11 protein-coding genes and 1 tRNA gene are annotated in these 14669 nt (G+C 61.9%); 3 read left to right on the plus strand and 9 right to left on the minus strand.

Annotation, left to right across the window (positions count from 1 at the left end; translation table 11 throughout):
- Positions 1-27: 27 nt before the first annotated feature.
- The 6 genes from DESPIG_RS10220 to DESPIG_RS10245 all read right to left on the minus strand — a co-directional run bounded on the left by DESPIG_RS10220 (position 28) and on the right by DESPIG_RS10245 (position 6179).
- Positions 28-1512 (minus strand): tripartite tricarboxylate transporter permease, encoded by a 1485-nt coding sequence (locus DESPIG_RS10220; protein ID WP_006008298.1) that lies wholly within the window; start codon positions 1510-1512, stop codon positions 28-30.
- Between the two features lie 110 nt (positions 1513-1622).
- A complete protein-coding gene (locus DESPIG_RS10225) occupies positions 1623-2090 on the minus strand; it encodes a tripartite tricarboxylate transporter TctB family protein (RefSeq protein WP_006008300.1) in 468 nt (155 codons plus the stop codon).
- A gap of 84 nt (positions 2091-2174) precedes the next feature.
- The gene (locus DESPIG_RS10230) at positions 2175-3134 is read right to left on the minus strand and encodes a Bug family tripartite tricarboxylate transporter substrate binding protein (RefSeq protein ID WP_006008302.1); all 960 of its coding nucleotides are present in this window, start codon (positions 3132-3134) and stop codon (positions 2175-2177) included.
- Between the two features lie 143 nt (positions 3135-3277).
- The gene (locus DESPIG_RS10235) at positions 3278-4531 is read right to left on the minus strand and encodes an MFS transporter (RefSeq protein WP_006008304.1); all 1254 of its coding nucleotides are present in this window, start codon (positions 4529-4531) and stop codon (positions 3278-3280) included.
- A 153-nt stretch (positions 4532-4684) separates the two neighbouring features.
- A complete protein-coding gene (locus DESPIG_RS10240; RefSeq protein ID WP_006008306.1) occupies positions 4685-5884 on the minus strand; it encodes a UxaA family hydrolase in 1200 nt (399 codons plus the stop codon).
- Position 5885: 1 nt separating this feature from the next.
- Positions 5886-6179, minus strand: coding sequence for a UxaA family hydrolase (locus DESPIG_RS10245; protein ID WP_006008308.1), 294 nt, complete (start codon positions 6177-6179; stop codon positions 5886-5888).
- A gap of 178 nt (positions 6180-6357) precedes the next feature.
- On the opposite strand from DESPIG_RS10245, the gene DESPIG_RS12935 reads away from it, so the two are divergent.
- On the plus strand, positions 6358-8178 hold the full coding sequence (locus DESPIG_RS12935) for a sigma 54-interacting transcriptional regulator (RefSeq protein ID WP_006008310.1): 1821 nt from the start codon (positions 6358-6360) through the stop codon (positions 8176-8178).
- A gap of 197 nt (positions 8179-8375) precedes the next feature.
- Here the strand turns inward: DESPIG_RS12935 and uvrC are convergent, their stop codons facing one another.
- Positions 8376-10241, minus strand: coding sequence for an excinuclease ABC subunit UvrC (gene uvrC / locus DESPIG_RS10255; protein ID WP_006008311.1), 1866 nt, complete (start codon positions 10239-10241; stop codon positions 8376-8378).
- A gap of 91 nt (positions 10242-10332) precedes the next feature.
- Positions 10333-11454: a radical SAM protein gene (locus DESPIG_RS10260; protein ID WP_040369815.1), complete on the minus strand. Its 1122-nt coding sequence runs from the start codon at positions 11452-11454 to the stop codon at positions 10333-10335.
- Positions 11455-11956: 502 nt separating this feature from the next.
- Between DESPIG_RS10260 and DESPIG_RS10265 the strand changes: the two genes are divergently transcribed.
- Both DESPIG_RS10265 and DESPIG_RS10270 read left to right on the plus strand, forming a co-directional pair.
- Positions 11957-12694 (plus strand): sulfite exporter TauE/SafE family protein, encoded by a 738-nt coding sequence (locus DESPIG_RS10265; RefSeq protein WP_040369816.1) that lies wholly within the window; start codon positions 11957-11959, stop codon positions 12692-12694.
- Between the two features lie 140 nt (positions 12695-12834).
- A tRNA-Glu gene (locus DESPIG_RS10270) sits at positions 12835-12911 on the plus strand.
- A 237-nt stretch (positions 12912-13148) separates the two neighbouring features.
- Here DESPIG_RS10270 and DESPIG_RS10275 read toward each other — a convergent pair.
- Positions 13149-14669 (minus strand): outer membrane homotrimeric porin (locus DESPIG_RS10275; protein WP_006008319.1); only part of this gene is annotated, 1521 nt, incomplete at its 5' end.

Raw genomic sequence — 14669 nt, forward strand, 5'->3', positions numbered from 1 at the left:
ATCGGTTCGAAAACTGTCCCTTTCCCGTTACTTCGCGGCCTTCTTGCGCATATTGTAGAGGGAGTAGGCCACAGACAGGATGGAGATGGCGATAAAGAACATGGCGATGGGGCTGTCCAGGAAGGCCGCGGGCGTACCATGGCCCAGCGTGATGCTGATGCGCAGCTGGCTTTCCGCCATGCGGCCCAGCATGAGGCCCAGCACCAGCGGCAGGAGCGGGAAGTTGAGCGCCGCCATGACCGTGCCCAGGATGCCCATGCCGAAGAAGACCCAGACGTCGAACATGCTGCTGTTGAGGGCGTAGCAGCCGATGACGCAGAGCATCACGATGATGGGGAAGAGGATCTCGCGCGGCAGGCTCAGGGCCTTCACCATAAGGCGGATGCCGTAGATGAGCATCAGCAGCATGAGGATGACGCTGATGAAGAAGGCCAGGTAGATGAGCATGATCAGCTCGGGATTGTCGCGCATCAGCAGGGGACCAGGCTGCAGGCCCTGCAGCATGAAGGCGCCGAGCATCATCATGGTGGTGGCGTCGCCGGGGATGCCCAGCGTCAGCAGCGGGATCATGGCACCGCCGGTGGAAGCGCAGCTGGCCACTTCCGAAGCGATGATGCCGTTGGGGTTGCCGGTACCGAAGGTCTCGGGTTCCTTGGACGCGGCCTTGGCTTGGGAGTAGGCCACGATATTGGACAGGCCGGGGCCCACGCCGGGCAGGATGCCGATGCCCGTACCGATCAGGGCGGAGCGGATGACGTTCTTCCAGTGCCGGAATACGTCCAGGGCCACACGCCAGAATTCACGCTGCGTGAATGTGGTGTTCATGATGGTGTAGGGTTCGCGGATGCTGCGGACCTCGATCAGGATCTGCGAGACGGCGAACATACCGATGAGCACCGGCATGACGCTGAAGCCGGACTGGAGGTCGGCGATGCCGAAGTCGAAACGCGGCATGCCGTCGGTCTCACTCAGGCCCACGCAGGAAAGCAGCAGGCCCAGTGCGGCAGAGATGAAGCCCTTGATCAGCGACTTGTGGGAAATGGAGACGATGCAGCTCAGGGTGAACAGCACGAGCGAGAAATATTCGCAGGGGCCGAAGTCCAGGGCAAAGGTGCTCAACGGAGGTGCCAGGAGCACCAGGCAGAAGAAGGAGAAGATACCGCCGAGGAAGGCCGAGAAAATGCCGTAGGACAGGGCCCTGCCGGCCAGGCCTTTCTTGGCCATGGGGTATGCGTCAAAGGTGGTGGCCACACTGGCGGGCGTGCCGGGGATGTTCAGCAGCGAGGCCGAGACCAGGCCGCCGGCGATGCCGCCGATATAGACGGACACCAGCAGGATCAGGCCGTGGTTCACGTCCATGCCGTAGGTGATGGGCACCAGCAGGGCCACAGCCATGGTGGAAGTCAGTCCGGGAAGAGCGCCGACGATCAGGCCGCCGAAAACCCCGCAAACCATCAGCATGATGGTAAATAAATCAAAGTTGCCTATGATTGCGCCTAATTGTGAAAGCATAGCAGCTCCTTGTCCCGGACTCGTCATGCAGCAGCGGAATTCGGGATCATGATGTTTGCAGCCAGGGCAATGACAGCAGGGGCGTGCCCCGTGCCGTCCTGTGCGGAAGATTAGGGAAGGAACAGAAGCATGACCTTAGCAAAGATGTAGTAGATGAATGCCGTCATGCCGATCGTGGAACAGATGTAGATGATATACCACTTCGTACTGCCTCGCTGGCCGAGATAGATCATATTGACGATAAGATAGATGAGAGTAGCAGGGATATAGCCGGCATAGGGAAGTGCGATAAGATAGATGAAGAAAAGAGCGATGAATACGGTCTGATCTTTCGTTGTGCAGAATATCTTTTCCGGTGCTGCCTTCTTTTCTTCGCTTGCGGGCGAGAAGGAGATGCTCTTGAACAAAAGAGCCACGGACAGGATCGCGATGACGATGACCATCAGGTGCGGGAAGAACAGAGGACCAAGATCGACGCCGCCCTGGGTATCGATGCGGGTGGATTCCACATAGAATCCCAGCATCCCGAGCAGCAGGACGATCGAGGCTAAGAAATCCCTTTTGTTGACGATGTGCATAACGGCCTCCTGGCCTTGAACGTTGGATACGGCCCTGCGGGGGCAGGGGGAAAAGGCCGGGAGCCTGGGCTCCCGGCCCGGCGGTTAGCGGATCATCTTGTTGGCCTTGGCAAGGCGGAGGTAGAGGGCGGATTCCTTTTCCCACACGGCGTTGGTGGCGGCGCTGTCCTTGTACTGGGCCACGATGCCCTGCTTCTTCAGCAGTTCGACGACTTCAGGATCCTGCAGGGCCTTCTGGACGGCGGCCTGGAACTTGGAAATGATGGCCTGGGGAGTCCCCTTGGGGAATTCGGCGGAATAGAGGAAGACGCTTTCGGCGTTGATGCCCTGTTCGATCAGGGTAGGATACTGGGGGGCCAGGACGCTGCGCTGGGGCGAAGCCATGGCCAGGATCTTCACGTCACCGGATTCCACATAGGGGGCGACGGCGGCATAACCGGCCGTGGTGATGTCGCACACGCCGCCCATGACGTTGATGATACGGGTCTTGTCGCCGGCGCCGGGGATCTGCATGATCTTCAGGCCGCCCATGGATTCGCTGATGGCCAGGAAGGTGAAGTGGGAGGCGGAGTTGACGCCCAGGCTCCACTTGATCTTGCCGGGGTTGGCCTTGATGTCATCGATGACTTCCTTCATGGAGTTCCACTTGGCGTCCTTCTTGACGAAGATGGCGATGTCGCTGGTACCGATGGAGCAGGCCATCTCAAAGTCTTTCCAGGTATACTTGGCCTTGCCGATGACGGGGGCGATGGCCAGATTGGCGGGGTGTTCCCACAGGATGGTGTAACCGTCAGGAGCCGCACGGTTGACGCGCAGGGCCCCGTTCAGGCCGGCAGCACCGGAGATATTGGTGATGACCACGGGCTGGCCGAGGATATTCGCTACCTTGTCCATGACGATACGGGCGGAAAGGTCGCTGCCACCACCGGGAGCCCAGGGGACGATGACCTGAATGCTTTTTTCCGGCCAGTTGTCACCGGCATGTGCCGGGAGCCCCCACAGCATGAGTGCCGCGACCAGGATGCAGAAAAGATTTTTCTTCATATCATTGCCTCCTTGATGGATTTGTAATTTGAACAGCAAATATCGGGCCAGATTGGCTGTTTTTGTAACATGGCAAAATAGAATACTATTTTTATAATTCCCTACCTTTTGATGTGTTTCATTTTGGATAGAAAAGTTTCATTTTAGGATTCCCGCTGTTCGGGGCGGCCCCAGGCGGCAAGCGCACACAGCAGCGAGACGATCGACAGGACAAGGTAGAGCGACAGGGCCACCGCATAGTCGTGCGGGCCATAGCTGCCCCCGGCATCGCCGCAGCTTGCCAGGATCAGCCCCGTCAGGGGTTGGAGGAGCAGGACGACCAGGGAAGGCAGGGTGTTGAGCAGACCGCTGGCGGTTCCCAGCAGCGCGCTGCCGAAGATGCCCGGCATGCAGGCAAAACCCGCGGACAGCGAGCCCATCCCGAAAAAGGCGAGCAGGAAGAACCAGGCGCACAGGACGGGGATGGAGAAGCCGGCGCCCCAGAAGATGAGGACGGCAAAAAGCAGGACATACGCTGCCGCGGCTATGGGCATCATGGTGCGCGGCGTGCGGAAAAAACGGTCACACAGCCAGGCATTGGCCAGCGAACCGAGGAGGGTGCCTATGCCCAGCATGTTCAGCACGTTGCCCGTGGTGACCGTATCCAGATGGTGGATGGCCCGCAGGTACTGGCCTCCCCACAGCCCGCCGAAAGCATTGTGCAGGCTGAACTGGCAGCAGAACCAGCCGGCGATGAACAGGAACTGCCGGTTGCGCAGTATGTGTCCCAGCAGGGCCAGGGGGGCAGCCCCGGCCCTGCCTGCAGGGGTAGGGCGGCTGGCGTGCCCGGGCGTATCCCGGACGATCCAGGCCAGTGCGAGGGCAAAGCAAAAAGTGATGAGCGCCACGATCAGATGGCTCGTCCGCCAGCCCAGGCCGTCACACAGGTACCCCATGCCGCCGGAGCCGATGACGAGCCCCAGGCCGCCCATGCCCAGCAGCAGGCCGTTCAGGCGCGCATAGACCGTGGGCGGGAACCAGGCGTTGAAAAGCTTCAGGCCGGAAACGAAGATGACGGACGTCCCGAAACCGATGATCGCCCGGCCCAGCAGCAGGCCGGGGGCGGAGGTGGAAAGAGCGAACAGGGCGGTGCCCGCCGTCGCCGCCAGCAGGAAGCAGGGCAGGATCCTGCGCGGGCCATAGCTGTCGACCAGGAGTCCGCCGACCATCTGCATGATACCGAACGTCAGGAACAGGATGGAGGACAGGAAGCCGATCATGACCGGCCCCATGCCCGTTTCGGACATGATGGCGGCGGACATGATGGATGGGGTCATCCTGTGGAAGGGGATCAGCAGGTAGGCGGTGCAGATCAGGGCGAGGATCAGCAGGGCACGGGAGGAATCAGCCTTGTTCATCAATGGTTCCTTGCCGGAGGGGCGTTCCGGCGTTCATGTCTGGGGCAAGGGGCCGGCAGGGGGCCGGCCCCTTGCCGGCTGGCGGTAGCGGACATCCTTACGGCAAGGGAGAGAGGAGGAGCCGGGGATGTCCGCTACCGCCGTGGAGCATGGCTACAGGCAGGGTCCCTGCAGATAGAGCTCCACCGGTTCGCGCACATTGAGGGTCTCGACCTTGGTCATCCTGCCGGAGGCAATGTCGCAGATATGGCGGATGAGCTTTTCCCCGGTCTCCTCAATGCTGGCTTTTTCCGAGATGACGACGCCGGAGTTGAAATCGATCTCCAGTTTGCCGTGGTCATAGGCGCGGGGGTTGCCCGTGGCGAAAAGGATGGGAGCCACGACGCCGGTATCGGCCACCGGCATCATGCACTTGTCGGGCATGGCGCCGCCGCCGAACTGGAAGATGTTGAGCACGGCCCCTGCGGAGGAGAAGCCCGCGAACAGGGCGGACGAGGACATCCAGGAGTCCATGTAGTTCAGGCCCGGGGCAGAGGGGCTTTCACCGTAGCGCACGCACTGCATGATGGGCTTGGTGCCGGCCTTGGCGATGGCACCAAGGGACTTCTCTTCCAGCGTGGTCAGGCCGGCTTCGATATTGGCGGGGATGGGATTGATGCTGCGGATGTCCTGGCCGGTGGCCTTGGCTTCTTCCTCGACCTTGCGCACGCAGGAAAGGAAGACATCGCGCTGTCCGGCATCGGCAAAACGGCGGGCGACGATCTCTTCGGCGCCGATGACTTCGGTGGTTTCCGAGAAAATGGCCGTACCGCCGGCATCGCACAGGCGGTCGAAGACATAGCCGATGACGGGGTTGCCGGCCATGCCCGACGTAGCGTCGGAATAGCCGCATTTGACCGCGATGCACAGTTTGCCCCAGTCCACTTCCTCGCGGCGCTGGGCACTGCACAGTTCGGCCAGATGGCGGGCTTTCTGGATGCCGAGGCCGATGCAGGCGGCATGGCCGCCGTCACGGCTGATGAAAAGGGTCTCCACGGGCTTGCCGGAGGCCATGATGTTTTCCACGATGTTTTCGTAGGTGAATTCGGCATAGCCGCCATCAGGCTTGTTGCCCACCAGGAGCACGCCGCCCACGTTGGGGTTTTTGGCCAGGCCGGTGATGACCCGGGCCATGGTCTCACGGTCATCACGGCTGCGCCCGTTTTCGTTGGGGCCCACATACAGGCGCGTGCCGCGCACGGAGCTGGCGATCATATAGGCCAGTGTCGCGACGTTACGGGTGATGCCCACCACAAGGACATGGTTGCGGATGCCCACTTTGCCGTTTTCGCGTACGAATCCCCAGAATTTCATGCTAGTCCCCCTTCTTGTCGCCGCGGCCGCGGGTACCTTCGACATTGTGGATATGGACGGACTGTCCAGGTTCGATATCTTGTGATGCGACACCGATGACGCAGCCGTATTTGATGATCTGCTCTCCTTTCTGGATTTTTTTGATGGCGACCTTGAAACCGAACTTTATATTGTCGATAGCGGTGAGGGTATATGAGTCCTTTCCTACCGAGAAAGCGAACTGCTCGCCGGCCGGTATGTCGTCGAGTGCGTTGGCAACGTTGTCATTGCTGTTGACTACAAGAGCATGGTTCATGAGTTCCTCCTTGCGTCGGGTATTTGTTGCCCTTTCTACAGCAAAGTCCGTGCCAATATTTAACTAGTTTGTTTTGTTGATGAAAAAAATTTTTTATGAAAAAATGCCCCCAAGATATTTCATTTTAAAACTATTTTGTTCAATATGAACCACAAAGAATCCCGTCCCTGGAGGCATCATGAAACCCATCGCTGTGATCGCTCCTTACCCGGAGCTGGGCGCCATGTTCGAGCGGATGAAGTCTTTGCACGATATAGATTTTGATATCTATAATGCGTTATGCGATGAGGCGATCCCCCTGACGCAAAAACTGATCGATGAAGGATGCAAGATCATCATCAGCCGTGGTGAAACGGCAACGATGATCAAAAATCAGCTCAATCTGAGGGATTCTTACATCCTTGAGATCCCCATCACAGATTGTGACCGCCTCTCCATGCTGACAAAAGCCCTCGAATACGGGAACAGGATCGCCGTGGTCGGCTTTGGTGCGACCATGAACACCTCAAAGTTCATCAGCGGCATCATCAGCAAGGACGTATTCATCAAATTCTACAGGATAACAAGCGCTTCCGAGGTGGAGAACATCTGCAAGACCATCACGGACGACGGCTTCAGGATCATCGCCGGCACACCGCGAGCCACGGCCTATGCCGCCCGTTTCGGTGCCATAGGCATTCCCTTGCTCACGGAGTTTTCGACTGTGGAATCGGTATTTTCCGATGCCATCAAACTGATGGAGATATTCGATACCAAAGAGATCGTCCAGAAAGCACCGGAAGAGATATATAAGGTAAACTCTATCGTATTTGACTTTAATAACAATATCATATCAGACACGATAAAGATAGACAGCGCATCGAAGAAAAAAATCATCGCAAATGCCCGTCTTGTGAAAAAAGGGATGAATTCCTACGGGACGATACGCACAGCTTCAGGAAAGCTCCACTATATCATCAATTATGTGGGGAATACGGAAAAGAATGTGGCTTCGTGCTGCTATGTGTCCGAAGACAACCGGGCGCCTTCGGTAGCCAGGTTGAACACGTTCACCTTCGACGGCTTCGTCACCAATTCACCGCGTCTGAAAGAGACCATCGCCTATATGAAAGGCGTGGCGGCGAGCAATTCCACGCTCATCATCTATGGGGACACCGGCACGGGAAAAAGCGTCCTTGCGGCGGCCATCCATGATGCCAGCCCGCGCCGGGACAAGCCCTTCATCAGCTTCAACTGTGCCACCATCCCGGAGACGCTGATCGAGAGCGAACTGTTCGGCTATTATGGCGGTGCGTTCACCGGGGCGAACAAAAAAGGCAAGAAAGGGTATTTCGAGCTCGCGCACGGGGGGACCATCTTTCTGGACGAGGTCAACGAGCTTTCCCAGTCGGCACAGACCAAGATCCTCAAATTCCTGGAGGACAGGACCTTCATCCCCATCGGTTCCGAGGAATCGGTGAGCGTGGACGTGCGCGTCATCTGCGCCACCAATGGCCGTTTGCGGCAACTCATGGAGCAGGGGGCCTTCCGCAAGGACCTGTATTACAGGCTCAGCGTGTTCGAGTTCATCATCCCGCCGCTGCGGGAGCGCCCGGAGGATATCGCCCCCATCGCCTCGAAATTCGTGGCGGAATTCAACAGGGTGCACCAGCACAACTTCCGGCTGACGCCCGCCCTGATCCGTCGATTGCGGGATCATGACTATCCCGGCAACGTGCGGCAGCTGCGCAACGTCATCGAGCGGCTCGTGGTCATCTCCAAGCTGGGCATGCCGCTCGATTTCGCCTTCCGGGTCCCGGACCGGCAGGCCAGGCCGCCCCAGCAGGAGGCGAAGGACATGCCCATGGAACTGCGGCTGGTGGAACGGCAGCATATCGCGCGGGTGCTGGAACTGGCCGGGCACAACAAGGACAAGGCCGCACGGATGCTCGGCATCTCCAAGTCCACGCTCTGGCGCAAATGTCACGAGATGCAGCTTGGGCAGGAAAATCCGGCCTGATGGCCGGAAACGGGACTAGCGAAGCTGGGAACGTTCTCCCGGCAGGCACAGGGGCTGTACGGGGGATGTCCCGCCGTCCGGCAGCGCCCCCCGGACGGTCGGCAGGGGCCGCTGCATGATTGCCCCGGCAGAAAGATCCCCTCTGTGACGGATCAGGAGAGGCCGGACAGGGCATAGGGATCCGCGATCCCGTTTGCTCAGCCCTCCAGACCTTTCAGCTTCTCGTGCAGCAGGGCCGCCCTGGAAGCCCCGATGCCGGGCAGGCGGCGCAGGTCGTCAACACCGGCGGCCCGCATGGCCTCCAGGCTGCCGAAGGTCTCCCAGAGCAGGCGCGCCGTGGCCGGGCCGATGCCGGGCAGACGCATGAGTTCGCCGGAAAGGGCGGCCTGACCGCGTGCCTTGCGGTGACGGCCGATGGCGAAGCGGTGGGTGGCGTCGCGCACGTTCTGCAAAAAGAGCAGTTCCGCGCAGCCTTCGCGCAGGGGCAGGGGATTGCTGCGGCCGGGCAGGAAGATGCGGTCGGCCACGTTGCCCGCGCGCCGGTCGGCATGACCTGCCTCGTCCCGGGCCTTGGCGATGGCCGCCAGCGGGAAGAAGTCCGGCTTGCCCGCGTCGTTCAGGGCGCGTTCCACCACGGCCAGCTGGCCGCGGCCCCCGTCGATGAGCATCAGGTCGGGCCAGGGCGGGCCGCTTTCCAGACGCCGGGCCACCCAGTCATAAAGCGTACCGTAATCGTCGCCGCCGTCGGGCATGGCATAGGCCCGGTACTGGTCGGGGCTGGGGCGACCGTCCTCATAGACCACCATGCCCACGCGGGTCTGGCGGCCGCCGGTATGGGACACGTCCACGCATTCGATGCGCCGGGGCACGTCCGGCAGATGCAGGGCCCGCGCCAGCCGTTCCAGCAGGGGCGTTTCTTCCAGCTTTTCGCGCCGCCGAGCCTCTTCGCGGGCATTGGACTGGGCCACGTCCACCAGACGGTTGTCGGCCGGGTTCTGCGGCGCCACCAGCCGCACCGGGCCGCCGCGCCGCTCGGAAAGGGCCTGTTCCAGCAGGCTGCGTTCGTCGGGGGCCTCGTCCGTGCCGCCGTCCTCCCCGTCAGTCTCCTGCACGGCCGCGGGCAGCCAGGGCAGCAGGATGCGCGGCGGCGGGGTGAGCTGTTCGTAATACTGGCCCACGAAGGAGAAGAGCAGCTCCGGCGCGTCGTCGAAGGTCAGGCCCGGCCAGTAGAAGGCCCGGCCGTCGGTCATGGCGCCGCCGCGCACGAAGACCAGCCCCAGGGCCAGGCCCCGTTCCGCCTGGAACAGCCCCAGCACGTCCATGTCGCCGCCGCCGGGCAGGACCGTGGCCTGTCGTTCCACGGTTTTTTCCACGGCGCGGATCTGGTCGCGCAGCACAGCGGCCTGTTCGAATTCCAGCGCTTCCGCAGCGGCTTCCATGCGGCCGTGCAATTCCTTGAGCAGGGGATCGGCCTTGCCCTGCAAAAGGTCGCAGACGCGGCGCACGCCTTCGAAATAGTCCTCGGCCGTGACCAGTCCCATGCAGGGGGCCGGGCACTGGCCCATATGATGGTAGAGGCAGGGGCGCACGCGGTTCTTCATGGCCCGGTCGGAGCAGCGGCGCAGGGGGAAGGCCCGGTGCAGCAGCTTCCAGGTCTCGCGGGCGGCCAGTGAGGAGGTGAAGGGGCCAAAATAGCGGGCCCCGTCCCGCCGGGCCTTGCGCACCACCTCCAGACGGGGGAAGGGGTGCTTGATGTTCACGCGGAAGAGCACGTACTGCTTGTCGTCACGCAGCACGATATTGTAATGCGGCCGGTATTTTTTGATGAGGCTGGCTTCCAGCAGCAGGGCTTCTTTTTCCGTGGTGGTGGTCAGGAATTCGATGCTCTGCGCGTGGGCCAGCATGGCCTTGGTTTTGGCGGGCAGGCCTTCGGGGCGGAAATAGGAGAGCACGCGGCGGCGCAGGATGCGCGCCTTGCCCACATAGATGACCTGGCCTTTGCCGTCCCGGTACAGATAGACACCGGGCGAGAGCGGGATGGAAGAAGGATCGGGTTTCTGCATGGCCCCATGCTACAGGCGGGCACGGGGCAGGGCAAGCCATGGCAGGATGCGGGGAGCAGGGGGCATCCCCCGCTCCCCATAAAGATACTGCCTACGGACAGCTGATGACGCCCTCGGACCACAGGCAGCCGCCGCAGGTGGGGGCATCGTTGCCGAAGCAGTCGGTAAGGCCCTGTTCCCAGTTCTCGCACAGGCTGCAGCGGTAGCAGGGCGAGAATTCGAAATTGCGCACCCGGCGGCGGAAGTCGATATAGTCCGGGGCGTTCCAGATCTCGTCCAGCCCCTGTTCCGCCAGATCGCCGAAAAAGTGGCTGCGGGTCTCGCGCTGTTTCTGGCGCCAGTAAAGGGTGGCGTTGCGCAGCAGGGACATGCAGGGGCTGACATGGCCGTCGAATTTGACGAAGGCCATGCCCTCGTCGATGAAGCGGCAGTGCCGGGCCGCCCGGCTGACGCGCTGGCCGGACAGGTAGACGCTGCACATGGACGTGGAGAGCAGGCTGCGCAGGCCTTCCTGGGCCGCCGGATCCTGCCAGTCCATGAGCGGCAGGTGGATGCGCGGCGAGCTCTCCATGGGCGCGGGGTCGCCCAGGCCCCAGTCCACCACGTTGTTGTAGAGCACTTCCGAGGCCGTATGCTCGTCCGTGGGGATGACGTTGGAGATGTTGACCTCGTTCACCTTGTAATAGGTGGAGAAATAGGGCAGCAGGGCCAGCTCGTGGGCATTGCTCTTCATGACCACGAAGGCCACGCCCAGACGTACGGTCCTGTCCAGGCGGGCGCGCTGGCGGTTGAACTCCACGATATGTTCCTTGACCAGCGCCAGCTGGCTGTTGCGGCGGATCTGGGCATAGCGGCCGTCGTCCAGGGCGTCGATGGACAGCCAGAGCATGTCCAGACCGGCATCCAGCAGCTCGGCCGTACGCCGGGCATCCAGCAGGGTCCCGTTGCTCAGCAGTTCCACGCGTTTGCCCAGCGAGGAGGCCGTGCGCACCATCTCCACGATGTCCGGGTGGGCCAGGGGCTCGCCCATGCCGCCGAAAAAGACGGTCTCCACGCTGTCGGGCATGGTCGTCATGGCCTTGTGGAAGGTCTCCGGCCGCATGTCGCCGATGACCTCGTTCTTCCAGCTGTTGCGGAAACACATCTTGCAGCGCAGGTTGCAGCGCGCTGTGGGTTCTATGTAGAGCTTTTTCAGACAGTCATCGGACGGCATGGACTTCTCCTGCTGTGCGCGGGCCGGGAAGGCGGGCGCCGGTTGGGCGACGGTCTTTCCGACATAGCACAGTCCGGGCAAAAGGTCGATGCGGCGTGCTCCGGGACAGGGAAGTTGTTCCTTTTGGCACATGCGGCGGGCAGGGAGAGGGCAGATGGCATGGAGAGGCTTCCGTCCCCGTGGATACACCGGCCTGCGGAGGCGCATCGGGCATCGCGTCATGAGCGTATCCTTGGGGAACAAGGGCCGTTGCCCCTTTCGGCAGGGGCGGATATCCCGCCTCCTTTGTCCGCATGGTGGATGCCTGCGGAGCGGCAGGCGCGGCATCCCTCCAGTCATTGGGCCTTGCCGTGGGGCAGACTGGCGAGGGAGGAGGGGGCATCATCCCGCCGGGATGGCAGGAGAATGCCCATTCTTGTCTTGCCGCCGGAGGCAAAGCCCTGTATGAGCCATGACGGCGGCAGGGGCACGGCTCCATGCCGGGGCGAAAAAGGAGGATGCCATGCCCGATGCACTTGATATCTTTGTTTTTGTCTGCTGGTTCGCCGGTGGTTTCGTTTCCGGTGTCAGCGGCATCGGCGGCACCATGTTCGCCTTCCCCTTCCTGGCGCTGGCCATCCCCATGCATGCCCTCATCCCTTTGAGCTGCCTAGTCTGCTTTTTCAAGGATGCCTGCATGATCGCCATGCATGTGCGCTTTTGCCGTTTCGATGCCATGCCCTGGCTGCTGCTGGGCGCGGTGCCCGGCTCCTTTGCGGGCGTCTATCTGTTGCAGATCTGCTCCGGTGCCGTGCTGCAAGGCATCGTGGGCATCCTGCTGCTGTTCTTCGTGTACTGGCAGCTCTATGTGCATGGCGGGCGCGGCGGCGGGGCCCGCTTGCAGCCGGTGGGCGTGGCCTGCGGCTTCGGTGCCGGCCTGCTGGGCACGGGCATCGCCCTGGACGGGCCGCCCATGGCCGCCTTTGGCCTGGCCGTGGGCTGGGAACCGCGCGTCTTTCTGGGCACGGTGAGCGTCTTCTTCATGCTGCGCGGCATCATTACCCTGGTACTGCAATGGTGGCACGGCTTCTTCACGCCCGAGGTATTGGGCATGGCCATGTACGGGACGCCCGGCGTGATGCTGGGTAGCCTGGCGGCCTTCCCTGTGGTCAAGCGCATCAACGTGCTTCTGTTCCGCCGTGTCCTGCTGGGCATCATCGCCATCTGCGGTGTGGTCTGCCTGGTGCGCTCCATCTGGTAGACGCCGGACAGCGGGAAAGGCAGTCGGGGATCGGGCGGCCGCGGCGGATGTTTTTTGTTCCTTGCAAAAAAAAATTGCAGATTCCAAAATTTTTGCTTGACCTCCGACAGCATTTCCCATACATAAAACGAGTTCGATGCGTCCCCATCGTCTAGCCGGCCCAGGACAACGGCCTTTCACGCCGTCGACAGGGGTTCAAATCCCCTTGGGGACGCCAACAAGAGATTAAGGCACCTGCAGTGATGCGGGTGCTTTTTTCGTTTCAGCCCTTGCGGGAGGCCGCAAGGGCTTTTTTGTTCAGGACATATTTGCGCGAGCGTCCACGGGGAATTGGCGTTGCCTCAGGCAAGGTCACGTGCCTGTGACGGAAATCTGGTTTTCGAACAGAACAGCCGCCGCATCGGGGCATCCCGGACGGACGGCGGCTGCGAAAAGCGGAGCTCCAGTCTGCGGTCTAGAATTTGTAGATGAAACTCACGTTCATGTTCCAGGCATCCTCGGTGCTGTTGGCAGCGTAGCGGCGTCCTCCGGCGTGGTAGCCGCCCCAGACGTCCGTGCTGTTGTCCAGCCACAGGGCGATGTAATTGGCCTCCACCAGAAGTTTCAGGTTTTCATGGAGGGCATAGCTGCTCATGATGCCCACTTCCATGGCCCGGTCCCTGTCGGTCAGGTACAGTCCGTAGTAATTGGCCGTATTGAAGTCCGGCCCGTTGGGACGGACGATGTCCGGGCCGCCGGCCCCCTTGATGTGGCGGGCCATGCCGGCGCTGTTGGTGCCCTGATAATAGTTGATATGGATGGTGTGACGCAGGTCTTCGAAAAAGCTGATGTCGCACACACGCAGGCCCAGGCCCCAGGTGCCCACCAGCGTGGATCCCAGCAGGGTGTCCCGGCCCAGGGTCCAGGTGCCCAGGGTGCCGAAGCTGGCCACGCTGCTGGTGCTCTCGTTGTTGGCCTCGATGGTGGGCATGCGCTCGGAACCGTTGGCGGGATCACCGTCATCGCCGCTGCTGTACCAGCCGTAGATGCCGGGAGTGCCCCAGTCCAGCGCGTACTCGGCCAGGGCCGAGGCATACCAGCCGTGACGGTCGAGGGCGGCATCCCCTGTGGCAACGCTGCCCCAGGCCGCGCTCCAGGCCAGACGCAGCGGCCGGGCCGCCGTTATCTCGCCGGTGAGGCCCGCCCAGAAGGCCGTGGCGTGGGCCAGGCTGCTCTCGCGGCCATCGAAGCGATAGGCGGACGGGGACAGACCGATGCCGTAGCTCCCTTCGCTGTTGCGGCTGTAGAAGTGTCCGTTGCCGTGGCGGAACGCGTTCTTGCCGATCGTCCCCAGCAGGGCCCAGGGGGTGAGGCGCATGTCTTCGGACGTCACCGGCAGCAGCAGGCCGAAAAAGTCCGCATTGTCCAGCCAGCCGCTCCGGCTGCCATCGGGGGCGGCCCAGTTGTCGTTGAAGGCCCGCGCCCAAAAGGCCGTCAGGGACAGATGCTCCGTGAGCGGAGCGGCAACGCTGATCCCGGCCACGTCGGCATCGAAGACCTGCGAGGCATCCGTGACGAAGTCGGGCAGGAAGATGCGCTGCAGGCCCATGCGTGTCTTGATCCCCGTGCCGGGGAGGCTCCAGTCCAGATAGCTGTGCTTGATCTTGACGATCTGCCCGTCGGCGCCCAGGGCCCCGCCGTTGCGGGCACGGCCCCAGGTGGCCCCGCCTATCTCGAAATAGACGCTGCCGGAAAGGGCATCGGACACCGCGGCATCCAGTTGCAGGCGCACGCGGTTCTTGGCCTCGAAACGGTCCTCGCCCCAGCGGCCCCAGCCCTGCACGTTTTTTCCTTCCCGGTCCTTGCGGACAAAGCTGCCGCCATCCCCGTATTCGAGCATGGCGATCCAGACCCCTTTGACACGAAAGTCCACGGCGTGGGCTTCGGGCGCGGTCATGAGTCCCCCCAGCAGGGCCCCGGCCAGCAATGCGCTTGC

This window comes from Desulfovibrio piger ATCC 29098 (assembly GCF_000156375.1).
Taxonomy (GTDB): domain Bacteria; phylum Desulfobacterota; class Desulfovibrionia; order Desulfovibrionales; family Desulfovibrionaceae; genus Desulfovibrio; species Desulfovibrio piger.

Excerpts from the sequence above, each read along its gene's own strand:
- DESPIG_RS10220 (WP_006008298.1), bottom strand. The coding sequence starts at position 1,512 with ATGCTTTCACAATTAGGCGCAATCATAGGCAACTTTGATTTATTTACC.
- DESPIG_RS10225 (WP_006008300.1), bottom strand. The coding sequence starts at position 2,090 with ATGCACATCGTCAACAAAAGGGATTTCTTAGCCTCGATCGTCCTGCTG.
- DESPIG_RS10230 (WP_006008302.1), bottom strand. The coding sequence starts at position 3,134 with ATGAAGAAAAATCTTTTCTGCATCCTGGTCGCGGCACTCATGCTGTGG.
- DESPIG_RS10235 (WP_006008304.1), bottom strand. The coding sequence starts at position 4,531 with ATGAACAAGGCTGATTCCTCCCGTGCCCTGCTGATCCTCGCCCTGATC.
- DESPIG_RS10240 (WP_006008306.1), bottom strand. The coding sequence starts at position 5,884 with ATGAAATTCTGGGGATTCGTACGCGAAAACGGCAAAGTGGGCATCCGC.
- DESPIG_RS10245 (WP_006008308.1), bottom strand. The coding sequence starts at position 6,179 with ATGAACCATGCTCTTGTAGTCAACAGCAATGACAACGTTGCCAACGCA.
- DESPIG_RS12935 (WP_006008310.1), top strand. The coding sequence starts at position 6,358 with ATGAAACCCATCGCTGTGATCGCTCCTTACCCGGAGCTGGGCGCCATG.
- uvrC (WP_006008311.1), bottom strand. The coding sequence starts at position 10,241 with ATGCAGAAACCCGATCCTTCTTCCATCCCGCTCTCGCCCGGTGTCTAT.
- DESPIG_RS10260 (WP_040369815.1), bottom strand. The coding sequence starts at position 11,454 with ATGCCGTCCGATGACTGTCTGAAAAAGCTCTACATAGAACCCACAGCG.
- DESPIG_RS10265 (WP_040369816.1), top strand. The coding sequence starts at position 11,957 with ATGCCCGATGCACTTGATATCTTTGTTTTTGTCTGCTGGTTCGCCGGT.